Below are 20,926 nucleotides of genomic sequence, written 5' to 3'. Positions count from 1 at the left end.
ATGAAGCTGTATAATTTAAAAGAACATCAAGAACAGGTTTCCTTTGGTCAGGCAGTACGTCAAGGTTTAGGACGTAATCAAGGTCTGTTTTTCCCATCAGAGTTACCTGATTTGGGTGATGTCGATGCATTATTAGAAATGGATTTTGTTAGCCGTAGCAGCAAAATTCTTTCAGCCTTTATTGGTGAAGAGCTTACTTCAGAAACCGTTAACCAAATGGTGGATAACGCGTTCCAATTCCCAGCCCCTTTAGCCAAAGTAAAAGACGGCGTTTACGCACTAGAGTTATTTCACGGCCCTACATTAGCTTTTAAAGATTTTGGTGGCCGATTCATGGCGCAATCTTTAGCTGCTGTGTCCGAGAAAGATGGCAAAGTAACGATTTTGACTGCAACGTCGGGTGATACGGGAGCTGCTGTCGCCCATGCTTTTTACGGCATGGATAATATTAAGGTTGTGATCTTATATCCGAAAGGCAAAATCAGCCCGTTACAGGAAAAATTATTCTGTACGTTAGGTCGCAATATTACCACTGTTGCTGTAGAAGGCACATTTGATGATTGTCAGGCACTGGTTAAAGCCTCGTTTGATGATGAACAATTACGTCAAGATGTTGGTCTAAACTCAGCAAACTCGATTAACATCAGTCGTTTGATGGCGCAGATTTGCTACTACTTTGAAGCTGTTGCTCAACTACCTAAAGCGCAACGTGAAAATTTAGTGATTTCAGTACCAAGTGGTAATTTTGGTAACTTAACAGCAGGTTTGTTAGCTAAATCACTTGGTTTGCCAGTGAAGCGTTTTATTGTTGCAACGAATGCGAATGACACCGTACCACGTTACCTGCAAACGGGTGAGTGGGCACCAACATCAACAATTCCAACCATTTCTAATGCAATGGATGTGAGTGAGCCGAATAACTGGCCACGTATCGAAGAGTTATGCCAGTTGAAAGGCTGGGGGCTTAACGAGCTTGGCTACGGCGCAGTAACAGACGAGCAAACCGCTGAAACGTTGCGTGAAATGAATGCAGATGGTTACTTATGTGAACCCCATGGGGCGATTGCTTACCGTGTGCTTAATGAGCAGCTACAAGATGGCGAAACCGGCTTGTTCTTATGCACGGCGCATCCTGCGAAGTTTAAAGAAGTAGTTGATGAGATCCTAGAGCTGGATATCGATCTGCCAGCCCCGCTTGCGAAGCATGGCGCGATGGAGCTGTTATCACTAGAGCGCGATAACGATTTTGAGCAGTTAAAAGCGGTGTTACGAAGTGTTCAAGATTAAAATGATCTAACATGTATTTTTTAAATTGAAAACGGTAGCCGTAATGGCTACCGTTTTTTTATGCGTTAACTTTCTTGCTGAGCCTCAATCGCAGGCTGTTGTTTTTCTTCTTTAGAAAACTTATTAACCCACAATGCGATAGCACCATCTCCGGTAATATTGCAGGCTGTACCAAAGCTATCTTGCGCCATATACAGTGCGATCATGAGAGCGAGTTCAGCCTCGCCAAAACCAAGCATAGAAGCCATTAACCCTAGTGCTGCCATTACTGCACCACCTGGAGCACCGGGTGCGGCAATCATTGTAATACCAAGCATCATAATGAAAGGTAACATCTCAAGTAATGATGGGATGGCAATGTGCTGGCTTAATGCCATAACAGCAGTCGAGCAAGTGACGAGTGTGATGGTTGAACCTGAAAGGTGGATCGTGGCACATAAAGGAATAGTAAAGTTTGCAATCGAATCATCCACACCGTTCTTTTTGGTTTGGCGCAGGGTAACCGGAATGGTTGCAGCCGACGACATGGTACCAACGGCGGTGAAGTAGGCCGGTAGCATGTTTTTGATTAATTTTATTGGTGACTGACGAAGTACCAACCCCGTTATTGTGTACTGAATGGTAATCCATACCCAATGCATGATGATAGCTAGGGTTAAGACTACACCGAATGTTTTTAATGTGGTAAAAACCGTTCCTTCTGCTGACATTTCAGCAAACACGCCAGCAATATATAGCGGTAAAAATGGAATAATGACTTTTGCCAATAAAAGGTCAATAACATTGCGCCCTTCATCTGCAATTGTTCTTAAATTTTGGCTATCAGTAATACTGATGCCTAATCCAAATAAAAAGGCTGTCGCGAGTGCTGTCATTACACCAAATAATGGCGGTATTTCTAATGTTAGAAAGCTTGTTAATTTATCAGAACTGCTAGCGACGGTAACCGTTGATTCTGGTAATCCAGCGATGACAACGCTGGCAACAAGAAAGGCGAGACTGCCTGCAATAATCGTTGAACCATAAGAGAGTGCGACGGTTTTACCTAATAACGAACCTGAATTTTTAGGTAAGCTGGCAATACCGCTCGTAATGTAAAAAAGAATAATCAGAGGAATGGTAAACCCGATTAATTGCCCGCCGAGTTGTTTTATTGTGAGTAGTGTTCGAATTATGCTATCCGGCGCAAAAAAGCCGAGTAGGATGCCGACCAAAATACCAGAGATCAATTTTAGTATTAACTTCATAAAGCTGGCTCCTGAAAGGGAATGATTTAAGAAATTCATGCTGAACATTGTTATCTGTCTAATTATCCATACAAACAACAATGCTGGCAAGGTACGCTAAAATTAGTGATATTGTCTGTTATTTGGTCAATATTGAGAGGTGAATGTCAGCAATGTTCATATTTGTGACATGAATGCCATACTGATAAATAAGATGATCTTAAAGAAGAGGATAAGATTTAATAGGGATAGTTTGATGAATGACAGGCATAAAAAAACGGCACCTTAGGCACCGTTCTATTTATACTTTTATCTAATAGCTAAATTACAGGCTGCTAGTGAAAGTACGAGCGATTACGTCTTTTTGCTGCTCTGTTGTTAGAGAGTTAAAACGTACAGCGTAACCCGATACACGGATTGTTAGCTGTGGGTATTTTTCTGGGTGTGCCACTGCATCTTCCAGTGTTTCTTTCTTAAGAACGTTAACGTTAAGGTGCTGACCACCTTCAACCTTAGCTGGAACTTCAATAGTAACGTCACGAGATTCGTATTCACCTAGGTCTGCTGCTGCGATAACTTGATCTTCTTCAAAGCCAGCTTTTGCTACAACACAGCGAGCTTCATTTGTTTCACTGTCTAGTAACCAGATGCTATTTAGTAGATCATCGTTCGCTGATTTTGTAATTTGAATGCCTGTGATCATGACTTTATTCTCCGAAGAAATGTAGTTAGTTTTTAAGTTTTTTATTGAGCTGCGTATTATATACCTCGGTAATGGAAAATTGGTATTGATGCAGATCAAATTACAACAAAAAACCTTATTTTTAATACGGCTGTTTTTTTGAGCTAGGTCAAGTTAACCTTAGTTTACCTACAATTCGGTAGTGAGTTTAAAGTTTAAAAAATAGTTTAAATGATCGTTTGTAGTAAAATTACAACATAAATGAAAAGTTCATCCCTTGTTTTAACCGGAAAGTAGGCCATGACGAGGCGTATTTTGTTGTAATTCATGTGGAAAAATAACGTAACTAACAGGATATAAAATGAAGTTAATTGGTGCGCATGTTTCTGCAGCTGGTGGGGTGTTTAACGCACCGGAAAATGCAGCCAAAATTGGTGCTAACGCCTTTGCGCTATTCACGAAGAATCAAAGACAGTGGGTGGCTAAGCCATTAGAGCAAGATGTTATTACCGCTTTTAAAGCGCGTTGTCAGCAGTATGGATTTAAGAGCGAGGCGATTCTGCCGCATGATTCTTACTTGATCAATTTGGGCAACCCTGAGACTGAAAAGCTTGAGAAATCTCGTGCGGCATTTATTGATGAAATGCAGCGTTGTAATCAACTCGGGCTTACTTTACTGAATTTCCATCCTGGTAGTCATTTAAAAAAGATCAGTGAATCAGACTGTTTAAGATTGATTGCTGAATCGATAAACATGGCGCATCAAGAAGTACCTGAGGTTGTGGCGGTGATTGAGAATACCGCAGGGCAGGGATCGAATGTAGGTTGGCGATTTGAACACCTAGCTGAAATTATCGACCAGATTGAAGATAAAAGCCGAGTGGGTGTGTGTATTGATACCTGCCATACATTCGCGGCGGGTTATGATTTACGTTCTGAAGCCGCTACAGAGGCAACATTTACTGAATTTGATCAGGTGGTGGGAATGTCTTTTTTACGTGGCATGCACTTAAATGACTCAAAGGGTAAGTTAGGAAGCCATTTAGATCGACACCATAGCCTAGGGGAAGGTGAGATTGGCTGGGATTGCTTTCGTTATCTGATGCAAGCGAGTGGGTTCGACAATATTCCTTTGGTATTAGAAACGATCAACCCTGATATTTGGCAACAAGAAATCATGACGTTACGCTCATTTGTGAACAATAAATAAAAGCACTGTAGTAGGGCAAATGCGTTGAGGTAGTGCTTCTTATTTTTGAATGATCAAATTAAAGTTAATATAACTAACTGTATTTATTTTGTTTAGTTGTATTATTTAAAAGTTGGCATTCTTTTTTCATGTTCTTATTCGTAGCAGGTTTTATTCTTCTTGGAGTTAGGACTATGAACATGACAATGATTACTCAAACAGCAATTTATGCCGCTCGGTTACCTCAAGCCAACCGCCCAATTCAAGGCCGTGGGCATTGGCGTTCACCCGTTACTCCACACCATAAAGATCAACTTGGCAGGACTTAAGGTGGTTATTTTTGTGGTGGCTCTGAACAATCACTTCTGATTTTAATGCTGAAATCGTTAGAATAACGGTATTACATCGAATCAGGATCAATATGATGAGCCACACAAATACTTGGCAAGACATTATCAATCAAGAAAAAAAACAGCCTTACTTTCAGGATATTGAACAGTTTGTGTCTACTGCCCGTTCTAATGGCAAAGTTATTTTTCCTCTTGAACAAGATGTTTTTAATGCATTTAATTCAACCCCATTAGATCAAGTAAAGGTCGTAATATTAGGTCAAGATCCCTACCACGGCGCTAATCAAGCACATGGTTTGAGTTTTTCTGTTTTGCCTGGCATTAAAACACCCCCATCACTCGCTAATATGTACAAAGAATTAGCCACCGATATCCCAGGGTTTCAAATTCCCCAGCATGGTTACCTTCAAAGTTGGGCAGATCAAGGCGTTCTGCTATTAAATACAGTATTGACCGTCGAGCAAAGTAAAGCGCATTCACATGCCAAGATTGGTTGGGAAACATTTACGGATAAAATCATCGATGTGCTTGATCAACAGAGTGCTGGCATTGTGTTCGTATTGTGGGGGGCGCATGCGCAGAAGAAAGGTAAAACGATTAATACCGATAAGCATCATGTTTTAAAATCGGCTCACCCATCACCGCTGTCGGCATATCGTGGTTTCTTTGGTTGTAAGCATTTCTCTCAAGTGAACCAGCTATTGTGTGGCATGAATCAATCACCAATTGATTGGCAGCCTAAAAGGATTCAAGAGTAAGTGGCTGGTTTTAAATGATTGATAATAACAGGTGTTAATAAATACCTGTAAAAATGTGAATAATTAGTAATCAGGATCAATATGTATTTTCTTTGATGAATTACACTTAAACAAATGAATTTAAGATAAGCAATCAAGGAGAGGGTTATGATGTTAGATAGTATTCATACTGAGCATGGTTATATAAACCGCTTATTGAATATTCTGCAGCAGAAGCTAGATGCTATTGAAAATGGTCGTACGGTTAATTACAGCTTGATTAAAGATATTGTGGAATATCTTCAACAGTATGCTGAACACTGCCATCATCCCAAGGAAGATATTCTGTACCGTTATTATCAATCGCATTATGCAAAAAATGGCGATATGCAAAGCCTCGAGCAAGAGCATCATCAGTTGGCACAACTTACTGCTGAGTTTGCTGATACGGTTGAAATGGTACTAATGGATGCCGTTATTCCTCTCGATATCTTTGCTGAAAAGTTGAATGTGTTTGTCACACGTCAGAAAGCACATCTAGAGTTTGAAGAAAAAAATATATTCCCGCTAATACGTCGTGATTTTACTGCAGAAGATTGGGTGGCAGTATCGAAAGAACTGCACGTTTATCAGGATGATCCACTCTTTGGTGAGCATGTTGATGCACGTTATCAAAAGTTATCTGAACATATATCAACGTAATCATTATTGCTGGGCTATCGTGTTTAATTGTCGTTACAGGTAATTAAAAAGAAGGCGCCAATTTGATTGGCGCTGTTTATATTGTTTAGTCTGTAGATTGATTAGAAATCAATATGTTCATCTGAAAGGTCTTGGAGTATATCAAGATCTTGTAATTCTTTACGCAGTCTTTGCCTGTCCTTTATTGCCTCAATTTCACGCCATTTCCGTTTTACCGGTTTACTACGTGAACCGCGAGCCGGCTGTTGTGTTGCAAGAATGTCATCGAATGCAAAGCTATCCATAAAGCACCTCTAGTTCTTACATGACTATATAAGTTTAATAGCATATATAGTTTTAAAATAAAATTAATGTGTTTCGTAAATGTTGACTTTTTATGAATTTTTTACGTGAGTGTTCGTATGATCACAAGCTGGCTGAATGAAAAATGAGCATATTAAAGAGGTCATTGATGCAGAGATGAGAAAAAGTGATGTGAATTAATGGGCTATAACGGATGATTCTCTCTGACCATGATTCGATTAATTTAAGGGATATTTGTATTTAATTTGAATGATTTTGGCGCATTAATGCGATAAAGATTGTTTTCCGTCGTTAAGTCACACGACAATATGGAAGCAAAAATATGCTTCCAAGGTTAAACGTAAGGCGTGAAGTATTGCTTTTTGCTATATATCTTTGCATGATCATATATCTTCTATAATGCTTTAGTATCAATGCCTTTTAGGTTTATTGTCTATTGGATTCATAAATTCAGTTTGATAAACGTAAAAAGAGTGATAGCAATTGTTTGGCGCTCTATTTCTGCCGTAACTCAATAAGAACAACGAAGGTTGTTAGTAAACAACTATTATTATTTTATCGTGTTTCACTCATGTTTTTTTGAGTGGGTATTTATTCTTTTTTAATGTGTATGAGGTATCGGGCGTGACTAGTCAGATTAATTTTTTAAACGATCTGTTATGGGGCTCTGTGCTCATTTATCTATTGGTCGGTGTCGGTATCTTCTTTACTTACCGTTTAGGCTTTATTCAATTTAAACATTTTGGGCATATGTTCAGTGTGATGCGAAATAGCCGAAAATCGGATAAAGCAGGAATTTCGTCTTTTCAGGCACTTTGTACCAGCTTGGCTGCGCGTGTAGGTACGGGCAATATGGCTGGTGTAGCCGTTGCTCTGACCTTAGGTGGTCCTGGCGCTATTTTCTGGATGTGGTTAATCGCCATGTTAGGAATGGCAACCGCTTTTGCCGAAAGTGCACTTGCTCAGTTGTATAAAACCCGTGATGCAGACGGTAACTATCGTGGTGGCCCAGCGTATTATATGGAGAAAGGGTTAGGCATGCGCTGGATGGGCGTGGTGTTTTCTATTTTCCTTATTATTGCCTTTGGCTTGGTATTTAATGCCGTGCAAGCGAACTCTATTTCGCAAGCAATGAATGTCGCATTTGGTTTTAATCCAACTTACGTCGGCATGGTGTTGGTGGTAATGACGGGCATTATTATTTTTGGTGGATTACGGGCAATAGCACGTACAGCCGAAATTTTAGTACCGGCAATGGCGCTGTGTTACTTGTTGTTAGCGTTATTTATCATGTTTACCAATATGGAAAAATTACCGGGGATCATCTCACTGATCTTCCGCAGTGCATTTGGTTTAGAAGAGGCGGCGTCAGGCGCTTTAGGTTACACCATTGCACAAGGCATGATTAACGGTCTAAAACGTGGTTTATTTTCCAATGAAGCCGGTATGGGCTCTGCGCCGAATGCCGCGGCATCTGCGACACCTTATCCACCTCATCCTGCTTCTCAGGGCTATGTGCAAATGCTGGGTGTCTTTATGGATACGATTGTTATTTGTTCGGCCACTGTGGCGATTATTTTGATGTCAGGTGAATATGTCCCCCATGGTGAGGTGACGGGTATTGAGCTGACGCAACGTGCGCTAAGTGCTCAAGTTGGTAGCTGGGGTTCAATCTTCATTGCTGTGGCTATTTTCTTTTTTGCGTTTACTTCTCTCGTGGCAAATTACTCCTATGCAGAAACGAATTTGATTTTTTTAGAGCACAACAACAAAGCGGGCTTGAACGTATTCCGTCTTGTTGTACTCGGTATGGTGATGTTTGGTTCAATCGCAGATTTACCAACGGTGTGGGCGATGGCTGATGTGTCGATGGGGATGATGGCGATCATTAACTTGATTGCGATTGTTCTTCTATCTGGCACGGCGGTGAAACTGGCGAAGGATTACAATAAGCAGCTTTCGCAAGGTAAAGTGCCAACATTTGACAGTAAAGATTATCCAGAGCTTCATGCTCAGCTAGAAGAAGGGATTTGGGATCAGCCTAAATCGAAAGAGTGATAGCTATAACCTATTACCTATTAGATAAATCTATTAAGCCACGCGACAATCGCGTGGTTTTTTTTGTTAACAATGATAATCTTCCGTTATCAGCCTTAATGGATAAAGCCTTATGTTAATTGTGGTTTCACCAGCAAAAACACTTGATTATGACTCTCCCTTAGCAACGCAAACTTATACGTTACCAGAGCTAACGGATCACTCTTCTGAGTTGATGGAAGTGTGCCGCGAGTTAACACCAATGGATATTGCTAGCCTGATGAAGGTGAGTGATAAAATTGCGGGTTTAAATGCAGCCCGCTTTGCTGAGTGGCAGCCAAAATTTACGACAGAGAATGCACGTCAGGCAATTTTGGCATTCAAAGGCGATGTGTATACCGGGCTGGCAGCAGAAACCATGACGGAAGAGGATTTTGCCTATACTCAGCAGCACCTTCGTATGTTGTCTGGCTTATACGGTTTGCTACGTCCGCTTGATTTAATGCAACCTTATCGCTTAGAGATGGGTACAAAGCTTGCTAACCCACGTGGTGCTAACTTGTATCAGTTCTGGGGTAGCGTGATCACTGAAAAACTCAATGCTGCGATTGCTGAGCAGGGCGATAATATCTTGATCAACTTAGCGTCAAATGAATACTTCAAATCGGTGAAGCCAAAATCATTAGATGCACAGCTCATCACGCCGGTTTTTAAAGATTGTAAGAACGGAAATTATAAAGTGATCAGCTTTTATGCTAAAAAAGCACGAGGCATGATGGCACGTTACATTATTGATAATCGTATTAAGTCGGTTGATGAACTGAAGCAATTTGATGTAGCGGGTTACTATTTTGTGCCAGCAGAATCCACCAGCAAAGAGTTGGTCTTTAAACGTGAAGAGCAAATGAAGTAACATTGCTAGAGCGACGCGTGATCATTGCCGAGGTGATTGTTTTGGTGTTAGCGGTTGAATATGACAGATAAAAGAAAGGCAGAGATTTTATCTCTGCCTTTCTTGTTTCTCTGTTGTAGAGATAAACCGATAAGTGATTAAGCTTCAGGTTTGTTTTCTGATGCTTTCTTATGCTTTTTAGCGGCTTTCTTTTGCTTAGCAACTTTCAGTTTCTTATCGATTTTTACTTTTTTCTTTTTAATGGTTTTGGCTTTTTTACTTGCTGGGCGTAAACCATTGATGAAGCGTTCTGGCACTTCTTCTTCCATATAACGGCTTACACGTTCGATCATCGCTTGATCGTGTGCTTCAACCAGTGAAATCGCAATACCTTTCTTGCCTGCACGTGCAGTACGACCAATACGGTGTAAATACACGTCAGCGGTACGTGGCATATCAAAGTTGATTACGTGGCTGATGTCGGGTAAATCGATACCACGAGCCGCAACGTCGGTTGCAATCAGAATGTTGACATCACCATCACGGAAACGAGAAATCGCATTATTACGAGATAATTGCGCCATTTCGCCTTGAATCCAGCTACATTTCACGTTCATTGATGCAAGTTGATCACGTAACATAGCCAGACGATCACGGGTTTTCACAAAGACAATGCTGCGCTCTGCCTGATGTTTCAGGATTTGCTCAAGCAATGCTAATTTGTGATCCATATCGTCACAACGTAAGTAAAGCTGATGAATCTTCTTACGTTCGCGACGTGAAGGTGCAGAGTTTACTTCTACAGGTTCTTTCAGAATTGTTTCTGAAAACTCACGAACGCCTTTACCTTCTAAGGTTGCAGAGAATAGAAGGCTTTGACGACGCCAGCGACATTCGTGGTTAATACGGTCAACAATTTTAGTGAAGCCCATATCTAACATACGGTCAGCTTCATCTAAGATTAAGCATTCAATTGCTCGGCAATCGAAACGCTCACTCTCAACGTACTCCATTAAACGCCCAGGTGTTGCCACAACGATATCTTGTGTTTTACCTAGAAGTTCAGCGTGGTCATCGTATGAAATACCGCCAGTGATCGTGAAGATCTTTAGGTGAGTATTTTTAGCTAATGCACGCGCATGGTCAGCAATTTGAATCGCAAGTTCACGCGTTGGGGTTAAAATTAATACACGCGCTGGCCCTGGCTTCTTACGAGGGAAATCAAGTAAGTGCTGGATCATCGGTAAAAGAAATGCAGCTGTTTTTCCGGTACCTGTAGGAGCGGAAGCCAATACGTCTCTACCGTCCAGGGCGTGAGGGATAGCCTGTGCCTGAACTTCGGTCGGGCGGGTGTAGCCGATTTCTTCAATCGCGTTTAATAGTGCGCTATCTAACTCTAACTCGGAAAAGTCTTTCACCAGTTATTTCTCCTCGGACAAGACCAACTCCAATAACAATCGCCACCTTCTTTCCGGTGCAGGATAATGGATCGATCATTAGTGGTTTTAATATAAGGGGCGGCATTATAGAGGCTATTGCCGCAAGTATCACCGATTAAAGCATAAAAACTTTATTGATTACGCTTACAACGCTTTTTTGGCTTTGATATTCATCAAAGCTTAAGATAAAAATCACGAGTCAAAGTCACAAACTGTGCTGAATATTGCCCGCTATTATGGATACATAATGTTTCTTTTGGCGTGTCTAATTTCACCGTACAGGGGGTGAGTTCGATCAATAATCGACTAACGGGCTTTCTTTCGGTACTTTTAACTTCGCATAACCGCTGACACTGTAAACCATATTTTTCAGCAGCTTGGATGAGTTTTCGCCCTTCGTATTCTGGCAATATTAAACTTACGATCCCTTTTGGGGTAAGTAAGTACGCGATGGATTGCAATAACGCATCATGGGTTAATGTATCGGTGTGCCGCGCTGTCGCTCTTGTTTGGTTGTCTGCTTGTAATCCAAAATTAAAATAGGGCGGATTACATATAATGTTTTCAATATTATTTTTCGGCTGTGTGTGGGTCCACTGCTGGATATCTTGCTTTACGCAGTGTAAAGAGGATGCCCATGGTGAATTAGAAAAATTTTTCGCAGCAGCATCTGCGGCAGAATTATCTAATTCAACCGCGGTTATCGAACATGGCGCTGGTGCAATACGCTGTGCCATCATCAAAGCCAGCAGTCCGCTGCCTGTGCCAATATCAATGAGTTTTCCTTGTTTCGGTAGTGTTGCCCATGCTCCGAGTAATACCCCATCAGTACTAACTGCCATGCCGCATCCCCCATCGTTGACGTGGAACTGTTTGAATGTGAAACCTTTTGCCATTCTGCCTCCTCTATTTATCAACAGTATAATACCAATTTAGGCAAATATTTGATCCTCCTTGTTGGTCAAAATTGCCATGCGAAAGATTTAAACATCAACTTATCAAACAATGAGATAGAGACGGATAAATACTGTGATTAATATTTAAATTCTGTTTCGGTATTGTTGTGTGGTTGTAAGTATTGTTTTGCATTAATTGGATAGAAAGCTTTTGCTGGCTCGTAGTTCTTATTTTTAAGTTGAAACTGGTGTTATGTGCTAGTTATTAGTGCGCGAAGCCAAAGATTATGGTGTTTTTAGTTACCTCGTTGCTAATTGTTAACTTTTTCTTCATTATGCTGCGATAAGTGTCACATTTAGCAACATGTATTGCGTGACATAAATTATAAGAAACAAACACAACTAATAAACAAATATGAGTGGGAAGGTGTAGTTTGAAGAAAACACTGAAAGTAACAGATATCTTGGCGTTAGGTTTTATGACCTTCGCATTCTTTTTAGGGGCGGGTAATATTATTTTCCCACCTCAAGCGGGTCAACAAGCGGGTGAGAACCTTATACCTGCGATGCTTGGTTTCCTTTCTACCGGGGTTAGCTTACCGCTGATTGCCATTATTGCCGTTGCACTTGCTGGTGGTTGGAAAGGGCTTACTCGTGACTTACCGTCTAAAGTGGCTACTTTACTTGCGGTATTAATCTTTATTGTTATTGGGCCAGCATTTGCTGCACCTCGTGCTGGCCTTGTTGCTTACGAAATGGGCGTTAAACCCTTTATTGCCGATGCCGGACAGCTTAGCTTAACAATCTTCTCTATTGTCTTTTTTGCTATTGCTCTGTTCCTTTCTCGCTCTCGTGGCAACTTAGTCGATTTAGTGGGTAAGTTTTTAACGCCAATCCTATTCCTTGCACTAGTGGCATTAGCTGTGGCTGTTGTGGTTAACCCACAAGATGCGATTGAAGCGGCGAAAGGTGATTACGTTGACATGCCTTTCCTTAAAGGATTCGTTGAAGGCTACAACACACTGGACGCAGTAGCAGCATTGCTATTTGGTATGGTGATTGTTGATGCAGTACGTAGCAAAGGCATTACAGATGAAGTTGCGACACGTAAATACTTAATCAGCGCCGGTTTAATTGCTGCTGCGGGTCTGGCTTTCGTTTATATATCACTGTTTTACTTAGGCGCAACAAGTGGCGTAATTGCTGCCAGTGCTGCTAATGGTGGCGATATTCTTGCTATTTATGTTGCAGCATTGTTTGGCCCTGCTGGGCAAATTATTTTGTCGCTAATTGTTTTATTAGCCTGTTTAACGACGGTTGTTGGTCTATTAACAGCGTGTTCTGAGTACTTCTCTTCACTGACTAATTGGTCTTACGAGAAGTGGGTTACATTACTGGCTGTAATTTGTTGTGTAGTCGCAAATGTTGGTCTTAATCAGTTGATTACGATTTCTTTGCCTGCATTATTTGCACTGTATCCAATTGCAATGGCGCTGGTAATGCTGACTTTTATTCGTCGTTGGTTACCAAACCCAGTATTGTCTTACCGTGTAGTAATGATTGTGGCATTGTCGTTTAGCCTAATTGATGCTGCAAAAGTAGCGGGCTTTGATGTGTCGGCATTCAGAATTATTCCTTTGTTTGACTACGGTATGGCATGGTTACTACCAACAACGATTGCTCTCGTTATCACCTGTGTTATTGGTGGTAAAGTCGCTCAGCAAACGCGTCAAACTGCATAATTTTCTTTATATTAAAAAATTGCCTTAAAACAAAACGGGATGCCATTATGGCATCCCGTTTTTTGTTGGCTCTAAAGCATTTTGTTGATTGAAGCTAATTCAAGACAAGAGACTTAGAGTGAATCGCTATATTCAGTCAATATCTGTTCACACCATTGAGTAATACGCTCGTCACTCATTTCAAACTGGCTGTCTTCATCGAGGGCTAGGCCAACAAAGAATTCTTCATCTTCTGTTAGTGCTTTCGATGCTTCAAATTGGTAACTATCATTATTGGGCCAATAACCGACGACGTTAATGCCTGTTGGCAGTAGTTTGTCGTGCAGCATGCCCATCGCATCTAAAAACCACTCGGTGTAGCCTTCTTGATCGCCCATGCCGAAGAAAGCCACGGTTTTACCAGCAAGGGTTATTCCATCGAGTTGTTCCCATACTGCTTCCCAATCTTCTTGTAGTTCACCGAAATCCCATGTTGAGATCCCCATGATCAGCATGTCAAAGTTGTTCATTTCACTGATTGGTGTTTCTTTGATGTTGTGCAGTTCAACGAGTTCATCACCAATACACTCGCGGATTTTTTCTGCCGCCATTTCTGTGTAACAAGTTGTTGAACCGTAGAATAGGCCAATTTTCATGCTGATAATCCATTGGTGTATGTAATGGCTGAGAGTTTACCTAGCTTCTTTCTATTCCTCTATGTTTTATCTCGCGGCTTTACCGTGTTTCAGTGTTATCAACTGGGATATGACAAGTTACTTTTAGGTATAAATAGACTACCATGACAAAAGTACTGTGTTTATATCCATGCGTTTCATTTAGTGTATTTGCATATAGGGTTAGAGGTTGCTGTGGAAAACGACGAAAATATGATTGAACGCTTTCTTGATGCAATGTGGATGGAGAGAGGGTTATCAGAAAATACGCTGATGTCTTATCGTAATGATTTAACCAAATTACGAAAGTGGGCAGAAGAGAAAAGTTACCGCTTGGTAACGCTATCTGTCGATGATTTACAGCGATACCAGCAATGGCTATTTGATGCTGATTTTAAACAAACATCACGTGCACGCATGGTGTCGGCTATTCGCCGTTTATTCCAGTATCTATATCGTGAAAAAGTGCGTGAAGATGATCCGAGCAGCATGATGGTGAGCCCGCGTTTGCCTAAACGTTTACCGAAAGATTTAACCGAAGAGCAAGTTGGTGCTTTGCTTGACGCGCCAGATACCAATAACCCGATAGAATTACGTGATAAAGCGATGTTAGAGTTGCTTTATGCCACAGGGTTACGTGTTACCGAACTGGTGAGCTTAACCATGGAAAATACGAATTTACGTCAAGGTGTGGTGAGGGTGTTAGGTAAGGGGGGAAAAGAACGGTTAGTGCCTATGGGAGAAAATGCAATTGATTGGATTGAAGAGTTCATTGATAGCGGCCGCCCACAGCTATTAGGTGAGAAAAGTTCTGATGTATTGTTTCCCAGTAAGCGCGCAAGGCAAATGACAAGGCAGACGTTTTGGCATCGTATTAAGTATTATGCGGTGATTGCGGGTATCGATACCGATACATTGTCGCCCCACGTGATGAGGCATGCGTTTGCAACCCATTTATTGAATCATGGTGCTGATTTACGCGTGGTACAGATGCTGCTTGGGCATAGTGATTTATCCACCACTCAGATCTATACTCATGTAGCGACAGAGCGCTTAAAACAACTTCATGCGACGCATCACCCTCGTGTTTAATGATTTAAGTGCCAATACATAAGCGACTTAATAATAAAGATGATCGAGTTCATCTAGTAACTGCTGTGTGACTACCCGTATAATGAACTTTGAAAGTTTTTCGGACTCTCACTGGTCTACTCTTTATATTACTTTTTTAAAGGATCTAGTCGAATGCACTTTTTTGGCCGAACATTACTTGCGACTGTGGTTGCGTTAACTGCTTTTTCTGCAGCAGCAAAGCCCGACGAGGCTGCAATTAAAACGAAATTGGGTGCGCTAGGTTTAGCTCCAAGCTCGATTTCTCCTTCTCCTATTTCAGGCATGAACGAAGCGGTGACTAAGCGTGGCGTTGTTTACGTGTCTGATGATGGTAATTACTTTATTGCAGGGCATTTGTATCAGAATACGGGTGCCGAGCCAGTGAATCTAACCGAACAAAAAATGGCGAAGATTAACAAAGACAAACTGCAAGGTATGGAAGATGAAATGATCATCTATCCTGCGAAAGACGAAAAATATGTCGTGACTGTTTTTACCGATACGACATGTGGTTATTGCCGTAAGTTACATGGTGAAATGCAAGCATATAATAATGCGGGTATCACCATTCGTTACCTTGCTTTCCCACGTGGTGGCGAGCGTTCTGGTAACTTCGAGCAAATGAGTGCTATTTGGGGCGCGAAAGATAAAGCAAAAGCAATGAATGATGCGAAGGGCGGCACATTTGACGACAGTGGCATTAAGTTACGTGAAGACCTTGTTCGTAAGCATTATGAATTAGGTGTTGCTATGGGTGTGAGTGGTACGCCTGCATTAATCTTGGAAGATGGCACAATGCTGCCTGGTTATCAGCCAGCGCCTATGCTGCGTAAAATGTTAGATAGCCGTAGCTAATATATGGTTTGCTTATAGACTTTTACTGGTCACAAGTGCCAAATAATACATCATGAAAGCCCGTAATGTGATTCAGTCAGATTACGGGCTTTTTTCATGGTTTGTATCAAAAATTGAGATAGAATGTGATGCATTAAGCACACATTACACATGCCGGAAATTACCTATTATGATTGAAGTTAAACGTCGACCGACTGCCGATATTTCCGGCTTTTCATCTGTGACGCCACCATTATTACAGCGTATTTATGCGAGTCGTGGTATTGCATCAGAGCTGGAACTTGAGCGTGGTGCAAAAGGGCTATTAAGTTACGATCAACTGCATGGTATCAAGCCTGCCGTGCAGTTATTGGTTACGGCATTGGCTGAAAATCGACGTATTATCATCGTGGGTGATTTCGACGCCGATGGTGCCACTAGTTCAGCCTTATCGGTATTGGCATTGCGCATGCTTGGCTGTAGCAATGTCGATTATTTAATTCCTAACCGCGTTGAAGATGGCTACGGCTTAAGCCCAGAAGTAGTGGATCAAGCTGAAGCACGTGGTGCAGAAGTGATCATGACGGTTGATAATGGTGTATCGTCGATTGCCGGTGTGGCCGCTGCAAAAGCCAAAGGCATGCTAGTATTGGTGACCGATCATCACTTACAAGGTAAAGAGTTACCCATTGCTGATGCCATCGTAAACCCTAACCTCGATGTGTGTACGTTTCCTTCTAAAGCACTATGTGGTGTGGGGGTAGCTTTTTATATAATGCTAGCCTTGCGTGCTGAATTGCGAAATATCAATTGGTTCGAACAGCAAGGTATTCCAGTGCCGAACTTAGCAGAGCTGCTGGATTTAGTTGCATTGGGCACAGTGGCTGATGTGGTGGCACTTGATGGGAATAATCGGATACTCGTGCATCAAGGCCTTCAGCGAATTCGAGCAGGTAAATGCCGCCCTGGTATACAAGCATTAATTGAAGTGGCAAATCGCGATCCGGCCCGTTTAGTGACGAGCGATTTGGGTTTTGCGCTTGGTCCCCGTATTAATGCGGCAGGGCGATTAGATGACATGTCTTTTGGTGTTGAGTTATTGCTATGTAACCACATTCAAGCAGCACGCCGTATGGCATCAGAGCTTGATGGTCTAAACCAAACACGAAAAGAAATAGAACATGGCATGAAAGAAGAAGCGCTGGCTATTTGTGAGCGCATCTCATTTAATCAGCAAGATATGCCTTATGGTTTGGCGTTATTTCAACGCGATTGGCATCAAGGTGTGATTGGTATTTTGGCATCACGTATTAAAGATTTATATCACCGCCCTGTCATTGCATTTGCTGATGCGGGAAATGGTGAAATTAAAGGATCTTGCCGTTCTATTCCCGGTTTACATATGCGAGATGTGCTTGATCTTATCGATACGCGAAATCCAGGGATGATTTTAAAGTTTGGTGGTCACGCGATGGCGGCTGGTTTAACCATTCCTGAAGACCAACTTACCGGTTTTAGTAAAGCGTTTGATGACATTGTGCGTAGCCAGTTAAATGAAGATGCACTTAAAGGTGTCTTTTTGACCGACGGTGAACTCGTTACGAACGAGTTGAATATTGAGACCGCAGAAGTGTTACGCAATGGTGGCCCTTGGGGGCAGCAATTCCCTGAACCATCATTTGATGGCACGTTCCGTTTATTGCATCAGAAGCTGGTGGGCAGTAAGCATTTAAAAATGATGGTTGAGCCGATAAATGGGGGCAGCGTTATCGATGCCATTGCTTTTAACGTTGATCTTAAATCTTGGCCTGATGCTTCAGTACAACACGTTGATCTTGTTTATCGACTCGATGTGAATGAATTTCGTGGAAATCGAAGTGTGCAATTGATGATTGAACACTTGGTCGCAAAATGATCAATATACCGCAATAAAATTGATGCTTAACAAGATGATAAACGGCTTCAAGGTTTATCATCTTCGGCTTAATGCTGAAGTTGAGACATAGATGATCGCTATCTCTCAACAATTAGGGTAAGAAACCCCATTACAGCGCTGTATATTCTAGAGACAATTCGATAGAATCTTGCGGTTGTGTCCGTTTCGGTGATGAAGAGTGGCAATGTTCGAGATTAATCCAATAAAAAACCGACTTGAGGATGTATCAGCACGTACTGACATCCTTAGGGGGTACCTTTGACTATGATGCTAAGAAAGAGCAACTAGAAGAGGTCAATGCAGAACTAGAGCAACCAGCTGTATGGAATGAGCCAGAACGCGCTCAAGCTCTAGGTAAATCACGCGCAGCATTAGAAGCCGTGGTTGAAACTATCGATCAACTAGACCTGGGCGTAGAAGACGTTGCGGGTTTACTTGAATTAGCGGTAGAAGAAGACGATCAAGAAACATTTGATGAAATTGAGCCAGAACTGGCAGAGTTGGAAGCGAAGCTAGCCAAGCTTGAATTCCGCCGTATGTTCTCGGGTGAATACGATTCATCAGATTGTTACATCGACCTACAAGCTGGTTCGGGCGGTACAGAAGCTCAGGACTGGACATCAATGATGTTACGTATGTATTTACGTTGGGCTGATGCAAAAGGCTTTAAAACAGAGATTATCGAAGTCTCTGCGGGTGATGTTGCGGGTCTTAAATCAGCAACCATTCGCCTGGTAGGTGAGTATGCCTACGGCTGGCTACGTACTGAAACCGGTGTTCACCGTTTAGTGCGTAAATCACCGTTTGATTCAGGTGGTCGCCGCCATACTTCATTTGCTTCTGCGTTTGTTTACCCAGAAATTGATGACAACATTGTTATTGATATTAACCCTTCTGATTTGCGTATCGATGTATACCGCGCATCAGGAGCGGGTGGTCAGCACGTAAACACCACGGAATCTGCGGTACGTATTACGCACGTTCCAACCAATATTGTGGTGCAATGTCAGAATGACCGTTCTCAGCATAAGAACAAAGATCAAGCAATGAAGCAGTTGAAAGCCAAACTGTTCGAGTTTGAGATGCAAAAGCAAAATGCTGAAAAGCAAGCCAATGAAGACTCTAAGTCTGATATTGGTTGGGGCAGCCAAATTCGTTCATACGTATTGGATGACTCGCGCATTAAAGATTTACGTACAGGGGTGGAGAATCGTAACACCCAAGCTGTACTTGACGGCGATTTAGACCGTTTTATCGAAGCTAGCCTGAAATCAGGTCTCTAACCGAATTGGGTTAATAATTAAAGGTTCCCCCCATGACTGATCAAGTACAAGACGAAAACAAGCTGATTGCTGAGCGCCGTGCAAAGCTAGAAATGATCCGCGAAAACTGTAAAGCAAACGGTCACCCAAATGATTTCCGTCGCGACAGCTTAGCTGCCGATCTACAGGCTACTTTCGGTGAGAAAACGAAACCGGAGCTTGAAGAAGAAGGCCACATCGTTGCTATCGCTGGCCGTGTTATGGCTAAACGTGGTCCATTTTTAGCGATTCAAGATGTATCGGGTCGTATTCAGGCTTATGCTGATAAAACAGTACAAAAAGAATTAAAAGAGAAGTACTCAGGTCTTGATATCGGTGACATCATCGGTGTTAAAGGTCAGCTTCACTTATCAGGTAAAGGCGATCTTTACGTGACTATGGATAACTACGAGTTGCTAACAAAAGCACTTCGTCCGTTACCAGAGAAGTTCCACGGTCTTACAGATCAAGAAACGCGTTACCGTCAGCGTTACGTTGATTTGATTGTTAACGAAGATTCTCGTAACACGATGATCATGCGTTCTAAAGTTGTGAGTGCAATTCGTAACTTCATGATGAAGAAAGACTTCATGGAAGTTGAAACACCAATGATGCACGTTATCCCTGGTGGCGCAACGGCACGTCCATTTATTACTCACCACAATGCGTTAGATATCGATATGTATCTACGTGTTGCACCGGAGCTTTACTTGAAGCGTCTAGTGGTTGGTGGTTTTGAGCGTGTATTCGAAATTAACCGTAACTTCCGTAACGAAGGACTTTCTCCTCGTCATAATCCAGAATTCACCATGATGGAATTCTACATGGCGTACGCAGATTACAACGATCTGATGGATCTGACGGAAGAAATGCTAAGCAGCATTGCAACTGATCTACACGGTTCGCCTAAACTACCATATGGCGATGCAATTGTTGATTTTGGTGGCCCATACCCACGTATCAGCATGTTAAATGCAATCAAGCAATACAACCCAGACAACGCTGAAATTCAAGCGCTTACTTACGAGCAAGTTGCAGATCGCGAACTGATGGCTAACATCGCACGTGGTCTTGATATCTACGTTGAAAAATTCTGGACATGTGGTCAACTTCTTGAAGAAATCTTTGGTGAGACAGCTGAACCTCAGTTAATGCAACCAACGTTCATTACTGAATATCCAGCAGATATCTCTCCATTGGCGCGTCGTAACGATACGAATGATTTCATTACTGACCGTTTTGAATTCTTCATTGGTGGTCGTGAAGTTGCGAATGGCTTCTCTGAGCTTAACGATGCACAAGATCAAGATCAGCGTTTTAAAGCGCAGGTGAACGCGAAAGATGCTGGTGATGATGAAGCTATGTACTACGATGCAGACTACATTACTGCACTAGAGCACGGCTTACCGCCAACAGCTGGTCAGGGTATCGGTATCGACCGTTTAGTAATGTTGTTCACTAACACACATACTATCCGTGACGTAATCTTGTTCCCTGCACTACGTCCGCAAAACAAAGCATAATCATTGCTTTAGTTTTTGTTGCGCCGTTTTCAGCGTAATATGAAGAAATAGAAGCCACTCAATGAGTGGCTTTTTTATTATGTG

19 protein-coding genes are annotated in these 20,926 nt (G+C 41.9%); 13 read left to right on the top strand and 6 right to left on the bottom strand.

The window, feature by feature from the left end; all coding sequences use genetic code 11:
• Entirely contained in the window at positions 1 to 1,287 is a 1,287-nt protein-coding gene (thrC, locus tag C9J12_RS19790; protein WP_107244278.1) for a threonine synthase, read from the top strand.
• Between the two features lie 65 nt (positions 1,288 to 1,352).
• Here the strand turns inward: thrC and C9J12_RS19785 are convergent, their stop codons facing one another.
• Positions 1,353 to 2,534 (bottom strand): dicarboxylate/amino acid:cation symporter, encoded by a 1,182-nt coding sequence (locus C9J12_RS19785; RefSeq protein ID WP_107244277.1) that lies wholly within the window; start codon positions 2,532 to 2,534, stop codon positions 1,353 to 1,355.
• A 304-nt stretch (positions 2,535 to 2,838) separates the two neighbouring features.
• Positions 2,839 to 3,216: an autonomous glycyl radical cofactor GrcA gene (gene grcA, locus C9J12_RS19780; protein ID WP_107244276.1), complete on the bottom strand. Its 378-nt coding sequence runs from the start codon at positions 3,214 to 3,216 to the stop codon at positions 2,839 to 2,841.
• A 340-nt stretch (positions 3,217 to 3,556) separates the two neighbouring features.
• On the opposite strand from grcA, the gene nfo reads away from it, so the two are divergent.
• From nfo to C9J12_RS19765, 4 genes are all read left to right on the top strand, one after another.
• Complete coding sequence (gene nfo, locus C9J12_RS19775) at positions 3,557 to 4,405, top strand: deoxyribonuclease IV (protein ID WP_107244275.1); 849 nt, start codon at positions 3,557 to 3,559, stop codon at positions 4,403 to 4,405.
• Positions 4,406 to 4,578: 173 nt separating this feature from the next.
• A complete protein-coding gene (locus C9J12_RS31450; protein ID WP_265416158.1) occupies positions 4,579 to 4,713 on the top strand; it encodes a hypothetical protein in 135 nt (44 codons plus the stop codon).
• Positions 4,714 to 4,808: 95 nt separating this feature from the next.
• Complete coding sequence (gene ung / locus C9J12_RS19770) at positions 4,809 to 5,492, top strand: uracil-DNA glycosylase (RefSeq protein ID WP_107244274.1); 684 nt, start codon at positions 4,809 to 4,811, stop codon at positions 5,490 to 5,492.
• A 147-nt stretch (positions 5,493 to 5,639) separates the two neighbouring features.
• Positions 5,640 to 6,173, top strand: a complete 534-nt coding sequence (locus C9J12_RS19765) for a hemerythrin domain-containing protein (RefSeq protein ID WP_107244273.1) — start codon at positions 5,640 to 5,642, stop codon at positions 6,171 to 6,173.
• A gap of 101 nt (positions 6,174 to 6,274) precedes the next feature.
• Here the strand turns inward: C9J12_RS19765 and C9J12_RS19760 are convergent, their stop codons facing one another.
• A complete protein-coding gene (locus C9J12_RS19760; RefSeq protein WP_041393877.1) occupies positions 6,275 to 6,457 on the bottom strand; it encodes a DUF3545 family protein in 183 nt (60 codons plus the stop codon).
• 643 nt (positions 6,458 to 7,100) lie between these two features.
• Between C9J12_RS19760 and C9J12_RS19755 the strand changes: the two genes are divergently transcribed.
• Both C9J12_RS19755 and yaaA read left to right on the top strand, forming a co-directional pair.
• Positions 7,101 to 8,534 carry an alanine/glycine:cation symporter family protein gene (locus C9J12_RS19755; protein ID WP_107244272.1) on the top strand — a complete coding sequence of 478 codons (1,434 nt, stop codon included), beginning with the start codon at positions 7,101 to 7,103 and terminating at the stop codon, positions 8,532 to 8,534.
• 112 nt (positions 8,535 to 8,646) lie between these two features.
• Complete coding sequence (gene yaaA / locus C9J12_RS19750) at positions 8,647 to 9,426, top strand: peroxide stress protein YaaA (protein ID WP_107244271.1); 780 nt, start codon at positions 8,647 to 8,649, stop codon at positions 9,424 to 9,426.
• A 137-nt stretch (positions 9,427 to 9,563) separates the two neighbouring features.
• Here yaaA and srmB read toward each other — a convergent pair whose 3' ends face one another.
• Complete coding sequence (gene srmB, locus C9J12_RS19745; protein WP_107244270.1) at positions 9,564 to 10,823, bottom strand: ATP-dependent RNA helicase SrmB; 1,260 nt, start codon at positions 10,821 to 10,823, stop codon at positions 9,564 to 9,566.
• Between the two features lie 194 nt (positions 10,824 to 11,017).
• The gene (locus C9J12_RS19740) at positions 11,018 to 11,740 is read right to left on the bottom strand and encodes a tRNA1(Val) (adenine(37)-N6)-methyltransferase (RefSeq protein ID WP_107244269.1); all 723 of its coding nucleotides are present in this window, start codon (positions 11,738 to 11,740) and stop codon (positions 11,018 to 11,020) included.
• Positions 11,741 to 12,174: 434 nt separating this feature from the next.
• On the opposite strand from C9J12_RS19740, the gene brnQ reads away from it, so the two are divergent.
• Entirely contained in the window at positions 12,175 to 13,482 is a 1,308-nt protein-coding gene (gene brnQ / locus C9J12_RS19735) for a branched-chain amino acid transport system II carrier protein (RefSeq protein ID WP_107244268.1), read from the top strand.
• A 113-nt stretch (positions 13,483 to 13,595) separates the two neighbouring features.
• Here the strand turns inward: brnQ and fldB are convergent, their stop codons facing one another.
• The gene (gene fldB / locus C9J12_RS19730; protein ID WP_107244267.1) at positions 13,596 to 14,117 is read right to left on the bottom strand and encodes a flavodoxin FldB; all 522 of its coding nucleotides are present in this window, start codon (positions 14,115 to 14,117) and stop codon (positions 13,596 to 13,598) included.
• A gap of 213 nt (positions 14,118 to 14,330) precedes the next feature.
• On the opposite strand from fldB, the gene xerD reads away from it, so the two are divergent.
• The 5 genes from xerD to lysS all read left to right on the top strand — a co-directional run bounded on the left by xerD (position 14,331) and on the right by lysS (position 20,842).
• Complete coding sequence (gene xerD, locus C9J12_RS19725; protein WP_170111829.1) at positions 14,331 to 15,227, top strand: site-specific tyrosine recombinase XerD; 897 nt, start codon at positions 14,331 to 14,333, stop codon at positions 15,225 to 15,227.
• Between the two features lie 153 nt (positions 15,228 to 15,380).
• On the top strand, positions 15,381 to 16,103 hold the full coding sequence (dsbC, locus tag C9J12_RS19720; RefSeq protein WP_107244266.1) for a bifunctional protein-disulfide isomerase/oxidoreductase DsbC: 723 nt from the start codon (positions 15,381 to 15,383) through the stop codon (positions 16,101 to 16,103).
• A gap of 169 nt (positions 16,104 to 16,272) precedes the next feature.
• The gene (gene recJ / locus C9J12_RS19715; RefSeq protein WP_107244313.1) at positions 16,273 to 17,997 is read left to right on the top strand and encodes a single-stranded-DNA-specific exonuclease RecJ; all 1,725 of its coding nucleotides are present in this window, start codon (positions 16,273 to 16,275) and stop codon (positions 17,995 to 17,997) included.
• Positions 17,998 to 18,202: 205 nt separating this feature from the next.
• Positions 18,203 to 19,301 (top strand): peptide chain release factor 2 gene (gene prfB / locus C9J12_RS19710; RefSeq protein ID WP_107244265.1). Its coding sequence is split into 2 segments (ribosomal slippage): positions 18,203 to 18,277 and positions 18,279 to 19,301, totalling 1,098 coding nucleotides; the frame shifts between segments, so codons are not numbered across the junction.
• Positions 19,302 to 19,333: 32 nt separating this feature from the next.
• Entirely contained in the window at positions 19,334 to 20,842 is a 1,509-nt protein-coding gene (gene lysS / locus C9J12_RS19705) for a lysine--tRNA ligase (protein ID WP_107244264.1), read from the top strand.
• Positions 20,843 to 20,926: the final 84 nt, after the last annotated feature.

It is taken from the genome of Photobacterium frigidiphilum, assembly GCF_003025615.1.
GTDB lineage: Bacteria > Pseudomonadota > Gammaproteobacteria > Enterobacterales > Vibrionaceae > Photobacterium > Photobacterium frigidiphilum.
This window is presented reverse-complemented; position numbering and strand designations above follow the sequence as displayed.